This window comes from Tenacibaculum xiamenense (genome assembly GCF_964513065.1).
Lineage (GTDB): Bacteria > Bacteroidota > Bacteroidia > Flavobacteriales > Flavobacteriaceae > Polaribacter > Polaribacter xiamenense.
In genome coordinates, this window is sequence record NZ_CAZEQU010000022.1 from 85,987 (window position 1) to 101,615 (window position 15,629).

The following is a 15,629-nucleotide window of genomic DNA, read 5'->3' on the forward strand; positions in this document are numbered from 1 at the left end:
TAAGTGGTTTCGTTAGGAAGAATTAATTTTGAAATTCAATTTAGGTAGTAACAAATTATTTTAGATCGTAAGAAAAAAATGAGCAAAATTACATTAATAGAAGAGGAGTTATCGACATTAAGAACTCAGTTGAAAGAGCACAATTTATATAAGTCGTTAAATGATATTGAAGATGTACGTTTATTTATGCAAGAACATGTATTTGCTGTATGGGACTTCATGTCGTTGTTAAAAGCATTACAGCAAGAATTAACTTGTATAAACTTACCTTGGGTGCCAGTTGTAAACCCTAAAACGGCAAGGTTCATAAATGAAATTGTATTAGGAGAAGAAACGGATGTGAATGAATTAGGAGAACCTAAGAGTCATTTCGAAATGTATGTGGAAGCCATGCAACAAACAAAAGCTAATACCAAAGAAATTGCATCGTTTATTTCTAAGATAATCGATAGAGAAGATGTAAGTTCTGTTATTACTTCACTCGATATTGCTCAAGAAACCAAAGATTTTGTTCTGTTTACATTTGAGGTTATAAAAACCAAGCAACCTCATATTATTGCCTCGAGTTTTACTTTTGGTCGTGAGGATGTAATTCCTGATATGTTTTTAGAAATAGTTAAAAATACCGAAGAAAAGGAAAAAGTGGATTATGGTAAACTTACATATTATTTAAATAGACATATAGAACTGGATGGTGATGAGCATGGTCCTTTATCATTACAAATGATTGAAGAGTTATGTGGTAATGATGAACAAAAATGGAACGATGTTTTATATTATGCAAAAGAATCTTTGGAAAAGAGAATAAACTTATGGAATGGAATAGAAAAGAGATTGTCAAAAAATAAGGAAGTAGTTTTAAGTTAAAAATATGAGTTTGTATTTATCCATTATAATTCCTGTTTATAATAGGCCCAATGAAATTGATGAATTATTAGAAAGCCTAACAAAACAAGATTATGATGAAGATTATGAAATTGTAATAGTAGAAGATGGGTCTGATGATTCCTCAGAGCAGGTAGTGAAAAAATACAATGATTTAAATATAAACTATTTATATAAAACCAATTCAGGAGCTGGAGATTCGAGAAATTATGGAATGAGAAAGGCTTCAGGAAATTACTTTATCATTCTAGATTCTGATGTTATATTACCACCACATTATTTGAGAACTGTACATGAATTTTTAAAGAAATCTTATATAGATTGTTTTGGTGGTGCAGATGCGGCACATGAAAGTTTTACAATACTTCAAAAAGCTATTAATTATGGGATGACTTCCTTTTTTACCACTGGAGGAATAAGAGGAGGTAAAAATAAAGTACAAAAGTTTGAGCCTCGAAGTTTTAATATGGGGATTTCTAAAGCAGTTTTTGAAAAGACGGGAGGTTTTGCAAAGATTAGCCCAGGTGAAGATCCAGATTTGTCGATAAGAATTCAAAGATCAGGATTTAGAACTACTTTTTTACCTAATGCTTATGTATTTCATAAAAGGAGAGTTTCTTGGAGCAAGTTTTATAATCAGGTTAAAGGTTTTGGTGCTGTAAGGCCAATATTAACAGCTTGGTATCCTGAAACAAAAAAAATAACCTTTTGGTTTCCATCTCTTTTTGTGGGGTTTTCTTTAACTTCTATTGTTTTAGCCATTGCAAGTTGGAATCTATCGTACCTTTTCCCTTTGTTATTATACTTGTTATTACTTCTGGTTCACTCCACAATAATTAATAAAAGTTTTAAAGTAGGGATATTGACTCCTTATGCTGTATTTATTCAATTTTTTGCTTATGGTATTGCATTTTTTAAATCAAGCTTCTATATCCGATTTTTAAAAAGAGACCCAAGAAAGCAATTCCCTAAATTTTTTCTAGATTAAAGAGTAAAAATTTAGACTTTCATTTTTTAACATTTATAACGATGTTAAAGTAGATTATATTTGACTTGTTGGTATGGACATTGTTTTATTTTCAGTAGTAAATTAAACTCAATTTTTAAAATGAAAACAAGATTAACACTACTACTATTATTATTTGTTACAACAGTTACAATTGGTCAAAATAAGCAAGACAAATTCAAAATTTCAAAGGGAACATGGTTACTAGAAGGAGACTTTTCTATAAATTCTTCAAATTTTAAAATTACAGATAACCCAACCCCTAATAAAGCTGATAGATTTAATTTTAGAATATCGCCAAAACTGGGCTATGCAGTCAATGATAACTTAGTTTTAGGATTAGGCTTAGAGTATAGTTACTCTGAAAATCAATATGAAAATTTGTATAATCAAGAAGATTCTTCAAATACTTATTCGATTGCTCCTTACATTAAAAAGTTTTTTCCTATAACATCAAGATTTGCGTTTCATCTTCAGGGAGAAACGGCATTTAGCTATTCAAAAACAAACAATTATGATGGGGCAGGAAACAGGGTTGCAAGCAATGGCACTAGGTCTTACGGAATAAGTTTAAGACCAGGAATTAACTATAGTTTGTCAAAAGGTGTTTTGTTAGAAATGAACTTCGGAGCATTGAGTTATAGCCATTCATCTCAAAAAAATGATGAGAATTCAAGTAAATATGTAACTAACAATTTTGGATTTAACCTTAGTTCTTCTAGTTTAATATTAGGAGTTTCAATTCTTTTATAAGCTTAACAAAATTCAATTTAAAATCAAAAACCGTCCAAATTATTTAGACGGTTTTTATAGAATAGAGGATATTTATTTTTCAGGATTCAATACTCCAAGTATATAGCCATTCGTTAGATATTTTTTAGCTACATCTTGTAAATCTTTAATGGTTAAAGAGTTTACACGATCTTCAAAAGTGAATGGGTCTGATTGATTGTTGTTCATATAATCAATGTTTTTCAAAGTTGATAGCCAGAAACGATTCTTCTTTAAATCTTCCTTATGATCATTAATCATTCCTTTTTGAGCTTTCATTAGGTCTTCAACAGTAGGACCGTTCTTTACTATTTCAGCCACATGATTCACAGAAATTGTTTTTAACTTATCAACATTTTCTGGAGCACAAGGAAAAGAAATACTTAGGCTATAGCGCCCATAAGGCAGTTTAGAAATACTACCACGAGTCCTTGATGAATACACACCACCTTCTTTTTCACGCAATTTTTCGATTAATTTGATACCAATAACATCGCCGAGAATATTAAAAGCAAGAGCTTCTTTTTCATCATAATTAGTTTCTCCTTGATAGGTAATTCGTACACTACTCTTCGGATCTTTTCCTTTTACTACTGTTTTAGAATGAGATCCTGATAAAGGTCTAAAATCATGGACTTTATATTTCTCGTTTGAATTTTTTCCTGGTAAACTTGCCAAATACTTTTCGGAGTATTCTTTTATCTTGTTTTCATTAACATTTCCAACGAAGTAGAAGTTGAAATCACTGGCATCGGCAAAACGTTCGTGATATTTTCTATAAGCAAGACTGTAATCCGCCTTTTCGTAAGCCTCTGGAGATGGAAAACCAGTGTACCTTGGGTTTCCATTATTCATAAATTCACCCATTTCTTTTTGAAAGAAGAAATTAGGACTTGCCAGCAAGTTTCCTAAAAAACTCTTTTGCTTGGTAACGTAAGATTTAAAAGCCTTTTCATCTTTATTTAAAGCTGTAAAATATAAATGAACCATCTGAAAAAGTTCTTCTGTATATTTTGGAGCTACCGTACCACGGAACCCTTCACTTAGTCCTCGAATATAAGGACGGACATTTACTATTTTACCAGACATCATTTTCGATAAATCGTTTTTAGAATATCCGTTAATTCCTGCCTCAAAAAGACCTCCATTGGCGAATGAAGTCGCCTTTAACTCTTCATTTGTATATAATGACGATCCTCCAAAGCTAAAAGCTTCAAATAAGATTTCATCATTCTTAAAGTCAGTTTTTTTGTAAATTACCTTAGCACCGTTGCTTAAGGTTAATGTAGTAGTTCCAAGTTTATCATTTTTTTGGCTCGAAACTACTGATCCTGGAGTAATTGGTTTTGTGATTAAAGATGAAGCAACCACTTTATCTTCATAAGGCTTTAATTCTTTAGTTTTAACGTTGTTTAATGCCTTGGTAACTTGTTCTTTGGTTACAATTTTTTCTGGACCTGTAATAACGACAACGCGATTATCGTCATGAAGATAACTATTGATTAATTTATTTACTTCTTCAAGTTTGATAGAAGGAAGCAATCCCATATGAATTTTATATTCCCAATCAATACTTGGAATAGGCTCTTTTTCTAAGTAGTTATTTATATATTCAGTAACAATACGCCTAGATTCTCTTTTGTCTTTATCTTTAAATGTTTTTTCCATTCTGGCAATAACATTCTTTTTGGCTCTTTCGAGTTCACCAGATTGAAATCCATATCGTTTTACTCTTTCACTCTCGTCTAATAAAGCTTGTAAACCTTTTAATTGACCATCAGCACTTGTACCAGCCATTGATTGATAGGCATTTTTTCCTCTGGCCCAAGTACCACCATGGAAACTGAATCCATAAACAAAAGGTGGATTTTCACTATTTCTTAATTCACTCAACCTATTATTAATCATTTGACTAAACAAAGATTTAATAATAGAGTTTCTATAATCATTTACAGTAACCATTGGAGTGGCTTGGTCATGATCTTTGTACATTAATTGAACTCTTGAAAAAGGAGCTTCTTTATCGGCTTCAATACCAATAAAAGTTTCTTGATGATTTTTCAATGGAGAAACTTTTCTTTTTCTAGGGTTTGTTGCAGCTGGAATTTTTTCAAAATGACTTTTTATTTTTTGTTCTAGAGTAGCAACATCTACGTCACCAACAGCCACAACAGCCATTAAATCTGGTCTATACCAATCTTTATGGAATCGTCGTAGACTTTCATATTTGAAGTTTTTAATGCTTTCTTCGGTACCAATAGGAAGACGATCGGCATATTTTGAACCGTGCATAACAATGGGTAAATATTTCTCTAGCATTCTACTATCAGCACCTCTTCTTGAGCGGAATTCTTCCAGAACAACACCTCGTTCTTCATCAATATCTTTTCCAGTTAACAAAGCCCCGTGAGCCCAATCTTCAATAATTTGAAACCCCTTTTCTAATTTGGCTTTATCATCACTTGGAATAGGTAAGATATAAACAGTTTGATCAAAACCCGTATAAGCATTCAAATGAGCTCCAAATTTTACACCAATTGATTGTAAATAATCTACTAAGTCGTTTTTCTTGAAGTTTTTGGTACCATTAAAGTTCATATGCTCCATAAAATGAGCTAGTCCTAGTTGATCATCATCTTCTAGAATTGACCCGGCATTCACAACTAAACGTAGTTCTACTTTGTTTTCAGGTTTTGCATTCTGTTTGATGTAATAGGTTAGCCCGTTCGAAAGCTTTCCAATTTTCACACTTGGATCAGTAGGTATGTTAAGTAAAGCGAGTTTGTTTTGTTTGGCTATTTTTGATTTTAGTTCTTGTGATTGTGTTGGTAGCACAAGAAAGGCGGTCAAAGAAATGGCGAAAAATAGTTTTTTCATAGTATTAAGTATTTGATTTCGAGGTTAAATTACAAATAAAATCTTTATCAACTAAGTTTTTAGTTGTTAAATGATGTTAAAAAAATAGAGCACCTTCCGAGTGCTCCTTTCTTCATAGAAGATTATATTCTATGATTTTATTATTTCTCAGGATTTAATACTCCTAAAATATAACCATTGGTTAAGTATTTTTTGGCAATGTTTTGAATATCCTTCGTTGTTATTTCATTTAACCTTTTTTCAAAGGTGAATACATCCTTTGGTTCATTTTTCAATAAATCAACATTAACTATTTGCTCAAGCCAATATTCATTTAGTTTACTTTGTTCTTTATAGTTTGCTAAAAGAATATTTCTTACTTTCATTAATACTTCTTCAGAAGGACCGTTGGTAATAAGAATACTGATTTGTTTTTCAACAATAGCTTTTAGTTTATCTACTTTATCAGGATTACAAGAAAAACCTATATTAAGTTCATACCATCCATAAGGGAATTTTTGAATATATCCGCCAGCTGAAGGAGAGTAGGTATCAGCTTCTTTTTCTCTTAGGCTTTCATTCAATTTTATTGAAATAATATCTCCAAGAAGTTTAAATGCAATGGCTTCTTTTTTATTATACTTATTTTCACCTTGGTATTTCATATAAACTGTACTATTTGGTTGTGACCCTTTGAATAGTATTTTTTTATGAGAACCTGATAGCGGTCTGAAATTTTCACTTTTATAGAATTCATTTCCACGTTTACCTCCGATACTAGCAATGTAGTTTTTAATGTATTGCTGAATTAATATTTCGTCTATACTTCCTACAAAGTAGAAATTAAAGTTACTAGGGTTGTTAAAACTTTCTTGATATTTTTTGAAAGCTAAATCATAGTCCGCTTTTTCGAAATCGTTTATATAAGGTGAGTTTATATTTTTATAATTTCCCTTAGATAAAAAATTCTCTAGTTCCATTTGAAAGTAATTATCAGGGTTGTTAAGACTAGTACTTACCAAGCTTCTATACTTGTCAAAAGCTAACTGATAACTTTTTTTATCTTTAAATGGAGTAGTAAAGTACAAATGAATCATTTTAAATAGTTCTTCTAGATCTTTTGTTGTGCTACCACCATTAAATCCCAGATTGTATTTATTAATAAAAGGAGAAACGCTACAATTTTTGTCAGTTAAAATTTTTATCATTTCAGTTTTAGTGTAGCCATTTAAGCCGATACCATAGTTATTGTCTACCATTATATCATATGCAATTTTAGTAGCTTCAAAATTTTCCATTGAATATTTTGAGGTTCCTCCAAATCGAAATGCATGGAAAAGGACCTGATCATTTTTATAATTTGTCTTTTTGTAGGTTACCTTGGCACCATTTTCAAGAGTAAACGTGGTAGTTCCTAAAATACTATCTTTAGCCGTATCAATAATTTGACCCGGTTCAGGTATGTCAGTCATTAGAGAACTAGCTATTGATTCATCCCTATAAGGAATAAGAACTTTAGTTTTTAATTCTTGAAGCGCTTTTTTTACCTCTGATTTGGTAATGGTTACATCTGGTCCAGATATTAAAACAACTCTGTTATCATCATTGAAATGTTGTCTAACAAATGTATTTATGTGCTCTAAGGAAATTGAGGGAAGTAATTCTTTAAGAACATCATATTCCCAAGAAATATTTATTACAGCTTTTTTATTTAGAAAACTGTTTTTTATATTATTAGCATGGTACTCAGAAGCGATTTTATCTTTGTTGTTATAAATGGACTCGACAGATTTAAAATAACTGTTTTTAACACGTTCAAACTCATTATGATTAAACCCAAACCTTTTTGCTTTTTCTTTTTCTTCTAGTAAAACCTTTAGAGCTATTAATTGAGTATTGGGAGCGGTTGAAGCTATTAAAGAATAAAAATCTTTTTCCTTACATAAATCTTCAAAGCCGATCGAAGCGTTGATATAAGGGGCGTTTTTACTCTGAGCTAATTCCTGTAACCTGTTGTTTATCATTCTGGTTACTAAGATTTTAAAAATATTATGTTGATACTCAGCTTCTGTATTAGCAGGAATTGTATTAATGTTTTTATAGTATAATTGAACCTTTGAATGACTTAATTCTTTATCAGTTTGTATAGAAATTAAGGTTTCTTCATGATTTTTAAGTGGAGTAATAAGTTTTTTTCTTGGATTTTTAACTAGCGGTATTTTTTCAAAATGCGATTTTATTTTTTGTTCTATTGTTTTAACATCGGCATCACCAACAGCGATAACAGCCATTAAATCTGGACGATACCAATCTTTATAAAAACGACGTAAACTTTCTGGCTTAAAGGTTTTAATACTTTCTTCTGTGCCAATTGGAAGGCGATTTGAGTAGTTTGTGCCGTACAATGTAAAAGGAAGAGTTTTAACTAATTCTTTATAACCCGCTTCTTGTTTCCCACGATATTCTTGTAGAATAACGCCACGTTCTTCATTAATATCCTCATCTGTTAGTAAAGCATTGTGCGCCCAATCTTCTAGAATTTGAAAACCTTTTTCTAATTTAACTTCATCATCACTTGGAATTGGCAAAATATATGAGGTTTCGTCAAAACCAGTTTCGGCATTGAGATGTGATCCAAAGCCTACTCCAATTGACTCCAAATAACTAATAAGTTCATTTTTTTTAAAGTTTTTGGTTCCATTAAAGAGCATATGTTCTAAAAAATGAGCTACTCCTAATTGATCATCATCTTCTAATATAGAACCCGCTTTAACCACTAAACGTAATTCTAACTTATTTTCGGGAATTTCGTTTTGCTTAATGTAGTAGGTTAATCCATTTGATAGTTTACCTATTTTGACGGAAGGATCATTGGGTATTTTATGAGAACTGGTAGAAGGAAATATTTCTTGAGAGGGTGTTTTACTTTGAGCTTTTACGAATGAGAGTGTTACACAACACAAGAATAAAAATAGTAGTTTTTTTCGCATAAATTAATGGTTTTAAAAGTTTCCATTAATTGTGCAAAACATATGCCGTAGATAGTGATAAACTGTTAAACAAAGCACAAAAAAAACTCTCAATTAAGAGAGCTTTTTTTATAATATTTTTGTGATATCTTCTGGAGGTCGTCCAATAATGGCTTTATCTCCATTTATAACTATAGGTCGTTCAATTAGTTTAGGGTTTTCTACCATAGCTTTTATGATGTCTACATCTGAAAGCTCTTTCCCTTTGAAGTTTTCTTTCCATATTTTCTCATTTTTTCTCACTAATTCAATAGGAGTTATGTTGAGTAAATTGATTATTTCAGAAAGTTCTTCAACAGTAGGAACATTGTCCAAATATTTAACAATTTCGAACTTTTTTCCAGAGTCTTCGAGAATAGCAACTCCCGAACGAGATTTACTACATCTATTGTTGTGATATATTTTTATCATACTAATAAGTTTTATAGATCTTTATCTTTTTGCCCCATAGTCATTAAATATGACTTTAAAAAAGGATTGATGTCTCCATTCATAACAGCATCAACGTTTCCTGTTTCATGTGCAGTCCTTACATCTTTAACTAATTTATATGGATGCATAACATAATTACGAATTTGACTACCCCATTCGTTCTTCAATTTATTGGCTTCGATATCGGCACGAGCTGCTAAACGTTTTTGAAGTTCTATCTCATATAATTGAGACTTTAACATTTGCATTGCGGTGGCTCTGTTGTCATGTTGAGAACGAGAAATAGAACATTGTATTTGTATTCCAGTAGGCTTGTGATGAAGCTGAACTTTGGTTTCAACTTTATTAACATTTTGCCCACCAGCGCCACTCGATCGAGCTGTCGTTATTTCAATATCAGCAGGGTTAATATCTATTTCGATTGAATCATCAGCCACAGGATACACATAAACAGAAGAAAAAGAAGTATGACGTTTTGCGTTACTATCGAATGGAGATATTCTAACCAAACGATGTACACCATTTTCACCTTTAAGCCAACCAAAGGCATAATCGCCCTCTAGCTCTAGAGTAACGGTCTTTATACCGGCTACATCTCCTTCTTGATAGTTTAATGTTTTTATTTTATATCCCTGTTTTTCTGCCCACATTGTATACATACGCATCAACATCTCAGTCCAATCACAGCTTTCTGTTCCACCAGCACCAGCCGTAATTTGAATTACGGCACTTAGGTTATCTCCTTCTTCAGAAAGCATGTTTTTAAATTCAATGTCTTCTAGAGTGTTTATCGTTTTTTCATGGTGTCCAGATAGTTCATCTTCTTCAACATCACCTTCTTTATAGAAATCATATAGTACCTGAAGATCTTCATTAAGAGAGACCATAGTATTATAATCTTCAACCCATTTTTTCTTCAAACGAAGTGATTTCATTAGGATTTCAGCTTCTTTTGGTTGATTCCAAAAATTAGGATCAGCTGTTTTTTCTTCTTCGTTAGAAATTTCAATTAATTTTTTTTCTATATCTAAATAGTCTTTAAGCTTCTCAACTCTATTTGATATATCTTTTAATTGTTCTTGTGTAATCATAATTACAACAAAAATAAGTTAAAATTTAAGATTGGAGTGAGAAGAGATTAAAATAACTGAGACAATTTTTTAACTTTATCAAATCAACTAAAAAGAGGTACAGTTTTGGGGAAAATCAATTTAATAAGTGATACGGTTACAAGACCAACTAAAGAAATGTTGGAGGTTATGATGTCAGCTCAGGTTGGTGATGACGTTTTTAAGTCAGATCCTACAGTGAACGCACTTCAACAGAAGGCTGCCGATATGTTTGGAATGGAAGATGCTTTATTCTTTCCCTCTGGAACTATGGCAAATCAAGCTGCTATTAAAATACATACGCAACCTGGCGATAGAATGTTTTGTGATAAATGGGCTCATGTTTATAATTATGAAGGAGGAGGTGCTGCGTTTAATGCTGGCGTAACTTCTTGTTTAATTGATGGAAATAGAGGGATGTTTACAGCTGATCAGTTGGCTAGTTTGGTTACAGGTAGAAATGATATTCATACACCTTTTAATAGATTGGTATGTATAGAGAATACGACAAATAAAGGAGGAGGAGCTTGCTGGGATTTTAATGAATTAAAAAAGATTTATAAAGTAGCAAAGTCAAACGAATTAGGTTATCACCTTGATGGTGCGCGTTTATTTAATGCTTTAGTAGCTAAAGATGAAACTCCAAAGCAATATGGTGAGTTATTTGATACCATATCAATATGCTTATCGAAAGGTTTGGGAGCACCAGTTGGTTCCATTTTGTTAGGAAGTAAAAAAGATATGGAGAAGGCCTTGAGAGTTCGTAAGTTATTTGGAGGAGGCATGAGACAAGCTGGTTACTTGGCTGCGGCTGGTATATATGCTTTAGAGAATAATATAGAACGGTTAAAAGATGACCATGCAAAAGCTAAAGCAATAGGAGAGGTTTTAAATTCTTGTTCATATGTGAAGAAAATAGAACCCATTGAGACGAATATTGTTATTTTTTATGTTCAGGATGGAATAGATGCCAATGACTTTATATCCAAAATGGAGTCAAAGGGAGTTCTTATGATTTCAATGGGAGAAGGTAAATTGAGAATAGTTACTCATTTAGATTTTACAGATAATATGTTGGAACAATTAATAAAAGAATTAAAAGAATACTAATGATAAAAAAGAGAAGTTTAAACTTCTCTTTTTTATTTAGCATTCTCAAGTTTGATGAGTTCTTTATAATTTTTATTTAGCTTATTCAACAATCGACCATATATTAATTTATAAAAGCCCCATAATAATAAAAACATAATGACAATAGCAATGCATAAGCTTATCATTAGCGAGGTAATGAAGGTTTCCTTATTATCGGGTGTCTCAATACCATGTGTATTATAATATTCTATTAATAAATCAACATCACTAAAAAGTAAGAATAAGAAAATTATATTAATAGCTATAGCGAATATTAGGTTAAAGTAAACATAATACTTTACTACTTTTCTAGTACTCAGAATTTTTTGTATAAGCGTTTTTGTATTATCTGAAATGGAAATTGATTTATAATTTTTATAAAATAAAACCAAGAATACAGTAATTACAAAGTAATGAAGGTAAACACTTGAGTAAATAAAAGCTTCTATATGTAGCGTTTCGTATAATTCTGTATACGAACTTCCTACGAAAGAAAGATTTAGTCCAGCCCAAAATAAAAGTTCTAAAATACCAATTATAAAAATCCATTTTACAATTGACGAAGATTTTGAGCGCGACATTTTATAAATATCTGCTTTCGAAACTTTATTAGCCTCTTCAGGTTGCTTGTCCCAAGCTTTTTTATATTTATCTAATGAATCCATATAATTCTTACGGGGTCAATATTTTTTTTAATTTATCTTTAGCTCTATTCATTTTTACCCTGGCATTTACTTCACTAATCCCCAAGGTGCTCGAAATTTCCTTATATGGTTTATCTTCTAGGTATAAAAAGATAAGCGCTTTATCAATATCATTTAATTTATGAATAGCTTTATATAGTTGTTTCAGCTGTTGTTCTTCGGTATCATCATAATCATGAGCTTGTATTTTAAATGCAACCTCACTAATATCTTGAGTTTTAACAGCTCTTGTTGATTTTCTATATAACGAGATAGCCGTATTTAAAGCTACTCTATACATCCATGTACTGAACTTTGCATCGCCTCTAAACTTGCTGTAATTTTTCCATAACTGAATTGTTATTTCTTGGAATAAATCATTATGAGCGTCGGGGTTTGTAGTATAGATTCTACAAACTTTGTGCACAATGTTTTGATTATTTTCAAAATCAGCCAAAAAATTATTTTCAAGTTCCTTCTGCACTAAGTTCAGTTATGTTTTGATGATTATAAGTAGCTCAAAAATATGAAACGTTACGTTATATCAATGCTTTTTTTCATTTTTCTCGAAGATACCAGAGTCTTCATACTTAAGATGGGGATATTTTAGTTCTAAAAAAACTAAAAAAATAGGTCACTTTTTATTTTTCTATTTCTTTTAGGATTTTATAATTTTTATTCAGCTTTTTTAGAAGAATTCCATAGAGCAACTGATATATTAACCAAAATACACCTATAAGCAAAGAGCAAACAATTATTAATGTAACTATAAAAACGACAAGTGCCATACCCTTAAATTCTGGGTGAGATTGTATTGCAGAAATGATAATTACAATAAACAATACACAAGCATAACCAAGATTAGTTAAAATATAATATTTAACAGTTTTTCTTGTTTTTAATATTTTATTCATTAATTCAGAAGTAGAATCAGTGGTTTTTATGTTTTTATAGTTTTTGTAAAAAAAGAAAATAAAAACTAAAACTATAGGATACATTACTATTTGAGAATACATAACAAAATTTTGCATTCCAAACTCTTCGTAGCCTTGATATATCTCATCGAAGTCCCAGAAAAGGTAAGTACTAAATGGTAGTAAAAATTCTAAAATACCAATTATAAAAATCCATTTTACAATTGATGAAGATTTTGAGCGTGACATTTTATAAATATCTGCTTTCGAAACTTTACGAGTTTCTTCAGGTTGCTCGTTCCAAGCTTTTTTATATTTATCTAATGAATCCATATAACTCTTAGGGGGTCAATATTTTTTTTAATTTATCTTTAGCTCTATTCATTTTTACCCTGGCATTTACTTCACTAATACCTAGAGTGTTTGAAATTTCCTTATAGGGTTTGTCTTCTAAATACAAAAAGATAAGAGCCTTATCAATATCGTTTAATTTATGAATAGCTTTATATAGCTGTTTTAACTGTTGTTCTTCAGTATCATCATAATCATGAGCTTGTATTTTAAATGCAACCTCGCTAATATCTTGGGTTTTAACCGCTCTTGTTGATTTTCTATATAAAGAAATAGCCGTATTCAAAGCTACTCTATACATCCATGTACTGAACTTTGCGTCACCTCTAAATTTGCTGTAATTTTTCCATAACTGAATTGTTATTTCTTGGAATAAATCATTATGAGCATCGGGGTTTGTAGTGTAAATTCTACAAACTTTGTGCACAATATTTTGATTTTTTTCAAAATCAGCTAAAAAATTATTTTCAAGTTCTTTCTGCACTAAGTTCGGTTATTTTTCGATGATTATAAGTAGCTAAAAAAGACTAATTGTTACATTCTCATTAATGTTTTTTTCAATTTTTCTCACAGACTACAATTCAGCTTAAAAAAATTACAGTTCGGTATCATTTAGTTTATAAAGGGAGATTCTCTCCTGATATTTGCTGTGTAATTAATCTTAAATACTATTAAAAATGAAATTTATATTAAATGTAACACTAGTTATAACCTTGATGATTGTTAAGGTTGCGTCTGCTCAAAATCAATCAATTGAAATTACAGTTGTAAATGCTACTTCAGATAAAGGAACTGTAAATTTTGCTTTGTATGATAAAGCTAGTTATATGAAACAACCTATTCAAGGAAAAACAGCTGGAATAACAAAAGGAAAGAGCACTGTAGTTTTTGAAAACATACCTTCTGGAGAGTATGCTGTTATTTGTTACCATGACAAAAATAGCAATGAAAAGATGGATTTTGAAGCCAATGGAATGCCTATGGAAGATTACGGAGCTACTAACAATGTGATGAATTTTGGGCCTCCGAGATATGATGATGCCAAGTTTGTAGTGGCTGATAAAAATGTATCTTTAGAAATTAGATTTTAATAATAGAATATGGAGGTAAAGAATACTACTTGGAAAGAACGTTTAAAAAGTGATTTATGGGTTTGCTTGAAAATGACACTACTGTTTGCAGTTATTTTTATTGTAATCAATCAGGAGTTTTCTATCAAAGGTATGGGAATAGTGTTTTTATTCTCAGGGTTGTATTCTTTCATCTTAGGAATGGGGAATGGAATAATCAATGATTATTTATCTATTCAATGGAGTTGGGTAACTGAAACAAATAAACGAGTAACAGCAGGTATTATAGCTACAATAATTTATACAGTAATAGCTGTACTATTTATTCATTATGTTATTTATGTATTGATACTGGGAAATAATATTGAAGGTTTTTTTAAAGAGAAGTTTATGTGGATTCATTTATTCGCGATTAATATTTCTCTTGGGGTGGCATCATTTTTACATGCAAGAGGCTTTATGATGGAATGGAAAAAAGAGGCAACCAAAGAAACTACCCAGCAACAGATTGTAGCAAAAACGGAAACAGCAAAATTTGAAACATTAAAAAATCAAATTGACCCTCATTTCTTATTCAATAGCTTAAACGTGCTAACATCACTAATAGGAGAAAACCCTTATCAAGCCGAAAAGTTTACAACGAAATTATCCAAAGTATATAGATATGTTTTAGAGCAAAGAAGTAAAGAGTTAGTACCAATTCAGGAAGAGTTAAAGTTTGCAAGAACGTATATGGAATTACTGCAAATGCGATTTGAAGATGCTGTAAAGTTTGATATTCCAACAGAGGTTAGTAATCCTGATTTGAAAATAGTTCCATTGTCATTACAGTTACTACTTGAAAATGCAGTTAAACACAATGTTGTTTCTTCTAACAAACCTTTAGAAGTAAAAATTTATGAGGAAGATGGTTTTTTACAAATAAGTAATAATATCAATCCAAAAGAAGCTATAGGAAAAAGCACAAAAGTCGGTTTAAGAAATATAGCAGACCGATACGGTTTAATAACCGATAAAAATGTAAAAATTAGTAATAATAATAAAATATTTACAGTGAGTTTACCACTGTTAAAAAATACACAGAACATGAATGTAAGTACCGAAAATTTAGGAAATAGTAAATATGTAAAGGCAGTTGAAAGAGTTGAGAAATTAAAGGAGTTTTATCAAAATTTAGTATCATATTGTTTAGTGATCCCGTTTTTAATTTTTATCAATTTTAGGTTCTCGCCACAATTTCAATGGTTTTGGTTTCCAATGTTAGGTTGGGGTATAGGGTTATTGTTTCATTATTTAGAAGTTAACAACTATAGTTTGTTCCTTGGAAAAAACTGGGAGGAAAGAAAAATTAAGGAGTTAATGGACGAAGAGAAAAAACGTAAACTTTAATTA

At 30.8% G+C, this 15,629-nt stretch carries 14 protein-coding genes; 6 read left to right on the plus strand and 8 right to left on the minus strand.

Going from position 1 to position 15,629, the window contains the following annotated elements; genetic code table 11:
- Positions 1 to 78: 78 nt before the first annotated feature.
- From ACKTTV_RS09620 to ACKTTV_RS09630, 3 genes are all read left to right on the plus strand, one after another.
- Positions 79 to 867, plus strand: coding sequence for a DUF3050 domain-containing protein (locus tag ACKTTV_RS09620; RefSeq protein ID WP_408030626.1), 789 nt, complete (start codon positions 79 to 81; stop codon positions 865 to 867).
- 4 nt (positions 868 to 871) lie between these two features.
- Positions 872 to 1,873 carry a glycosyltransferase gene (locus ACKTTV_RS09625; RefSeq protein WP_408030627.1) on the plus strand — a complete coding sequence of 334 codons (1,002 nt, stop codon included), beginning with the start codon at positions 872 to 874 and terminating at the stop codon, positions 1,871 to 1,873.
- Positions 1,874 to 1,993: 120 nt separating this feature from the next.
- Positions 1,994 to 2,644, plus strand: a complete 651-nt coding sequence (locus tag ACKTTV_RS09630) for an outer membrane beta-barrel protein (RefSeq protein WP_408030628.1) — start codon at positions 1,994 to 1,996, stop codon at positions 2,642 to 2,644.
- Positions 2,645 to 2,716: 72 nt separating this feature from the next.
- Here the strand turns inward: ACKTTV_RS09630 and ACKTTV_RS09635 are convergent, their stop codons facing one another.
- The 4 genes from ACKTTV_RS09635 to prfB all read right to left on the minus strand — a co-directional run bounded on the left by ACKTTV_RS09635 (position 2,717) and on the right by prfB (position 10,070).
- Positions 2,717 to 5,539, minus strand: a complete 2,823-nt coding sequence (locus tag ACKTTV_RS09635) for a M16 family metallopeptidase (RefSeq protein WP_408030629.1) — start codon at positions 5,537 to 5,539, stop codon at positions 2,717 to 2,719.
- Between the two features lie 140 nt (positions 5,540 to 5,679).
- Entirely contained in the window at positions 5,680 to 8,508 is a 2,829-nt protein-coding gene (locus ACKTTV_RS09640; protein WP_408030630.1) for a M16 family metallopeptidase, read from the minus strand.
- Positions 8,509 to 8,616: 108 nt separating this feature from the next.
- Positions 8,617 to 8,958: an arsenate reductase (glutaredoxin) gene (gene arsC, locus ACKTTV_RS09645; protein WP_408030631.1), complete on the minus strand. Its 342-nt coding sequence runs from the start codon at positions 8,956 to 8,958 to the stop codon at positions 8,617 to 8,619.
- 11 nt (positions 8,959 to 8,969) lie between these two features.
- The gene (gene prfB, locus ACKTTV_RS09650; protein ID WP_408030632.1) at positions 8,970 to 10,070 is read right to left on the minus strand and encodes a peptide chain release factor 2; all 1,101 of its coding nucleotides are present in this window, start codon (positions 10,068 to 10,070) and stop codon (positions 8,970 to 8,972) included.
- A gap of 156 nt (positions 10,071 to 10,226) precedes the next feature.
- Here prfB and ACKTTV_RS09655 point away from each other — a divergent pair, with 156 nt between their 5' ends.
- Positions 10,227 to 11,198 carry a threonine aldolase family protein gene (locus ACKTTV_RS09655; RefSeq protein WP_408030701.1) on the plus strand — a complete coding sequence of 324 codons (972 nt, stop codon included), beginning with the start codon at positions 10,227 to 10,229 and terminating at the stop codon, positions 11,196 to 11,198.
- Between the two features lie 32 nt (positions 11,199 to 11,230).
- On the opposite strand, the gene ACKTTV_RS09660 is transcribed toward ACKTTV_RS09655, so the two are convergent.
- From ACKTTV_RS09660 to ACKTTV_RS09675, 4 genes are all read right to left on the minus strand, one after another.
- On the minus strand, positions 11,231 to 11,884 hold the full coding sequence (locus ACKTTV_RS09660; RefSeq protein ID WP_408030633.1) for a hypothetical protein: 654 nt from the start codon (positions 11,882 to 11,884) through the stop codon (positions 11,231 to 11,233).
- A gap of 7 nt (positions 11,885 to 11,891) precedes the next feature.
- Positions 11,892 to 12,386 (minus strand): RNA polymerase sigma factor, encoded by a 495-nt coding sequence (locus tag ACKTTV_RS09665; protein ID WP_408030634.1) that lies wholly within the window; start codon positions 12,384 to 12,386, stop codon positions 11,892 to 11,894.
- A gap of 157 nt (positions 12,387 to 12,543) precedes the next feature.
- Positions 12,544 to 13,149 (minus strand): hypothetical protein, encoded by a 606-nt coding sequence (locus tag ACKTTV_RS09670; RefSeq protein ID WP_408030635.1) that lies wholly within the window; start codon positions 13,147 to 13,149, stop codon positions 12,544 to 12,546.
- A 7-nt stretch (positions 13,150 to 13,156) separates the two neighbouring features.
- Positions 13,157 to 13,651 carry an RNA polymerase sigma factor gene (locus ACKTTV_RS09675; protein ID WP_408030636.1) on the minus strand — a complete coding sequence of 165 codons (495 nt, stop codon included), beginning with the start codon at positions 13,649 to 13,651 and terminating at the stop codon, positions 13,157 to 13,159.
- A gap of 193 nt (positions 13,652 to 13,844) precedes the next feature.
- Between ACKTTV_RS09675 and ACKTTV_RS09680 the strand changes: the two genes are divergently transcribed.
- The gene (locus ACKTTV_RS09680; protein WP_408030637.1) at positions 13,845 to 14,258 is read left to right on the plus strand and encodes a DUF2141 domain-containing protein; all 414 of its coding nucleotides are present in this window, start codon (positions 13,845 to 13,847) and stop codon (positions 14,256 to 14,258) included.
- Positions 14,259 to 14,267: 9 nt separating this feature from the next.
- The gene (locus ACKTTV_RS09685) at positions 14,268 to 15,626 is read left to right on the plus strand and encodes a 2TM domain-containing protein (protein WP_408030638.1); all 1,359 of its coding nucleotides are present in this window, start codon (positions 14,268 to 14,270) and stop codon (positions 15,624 to 15,626) included.
- Positions 15,627 to 15,629 lie beyond the last annotated feature (3 nt).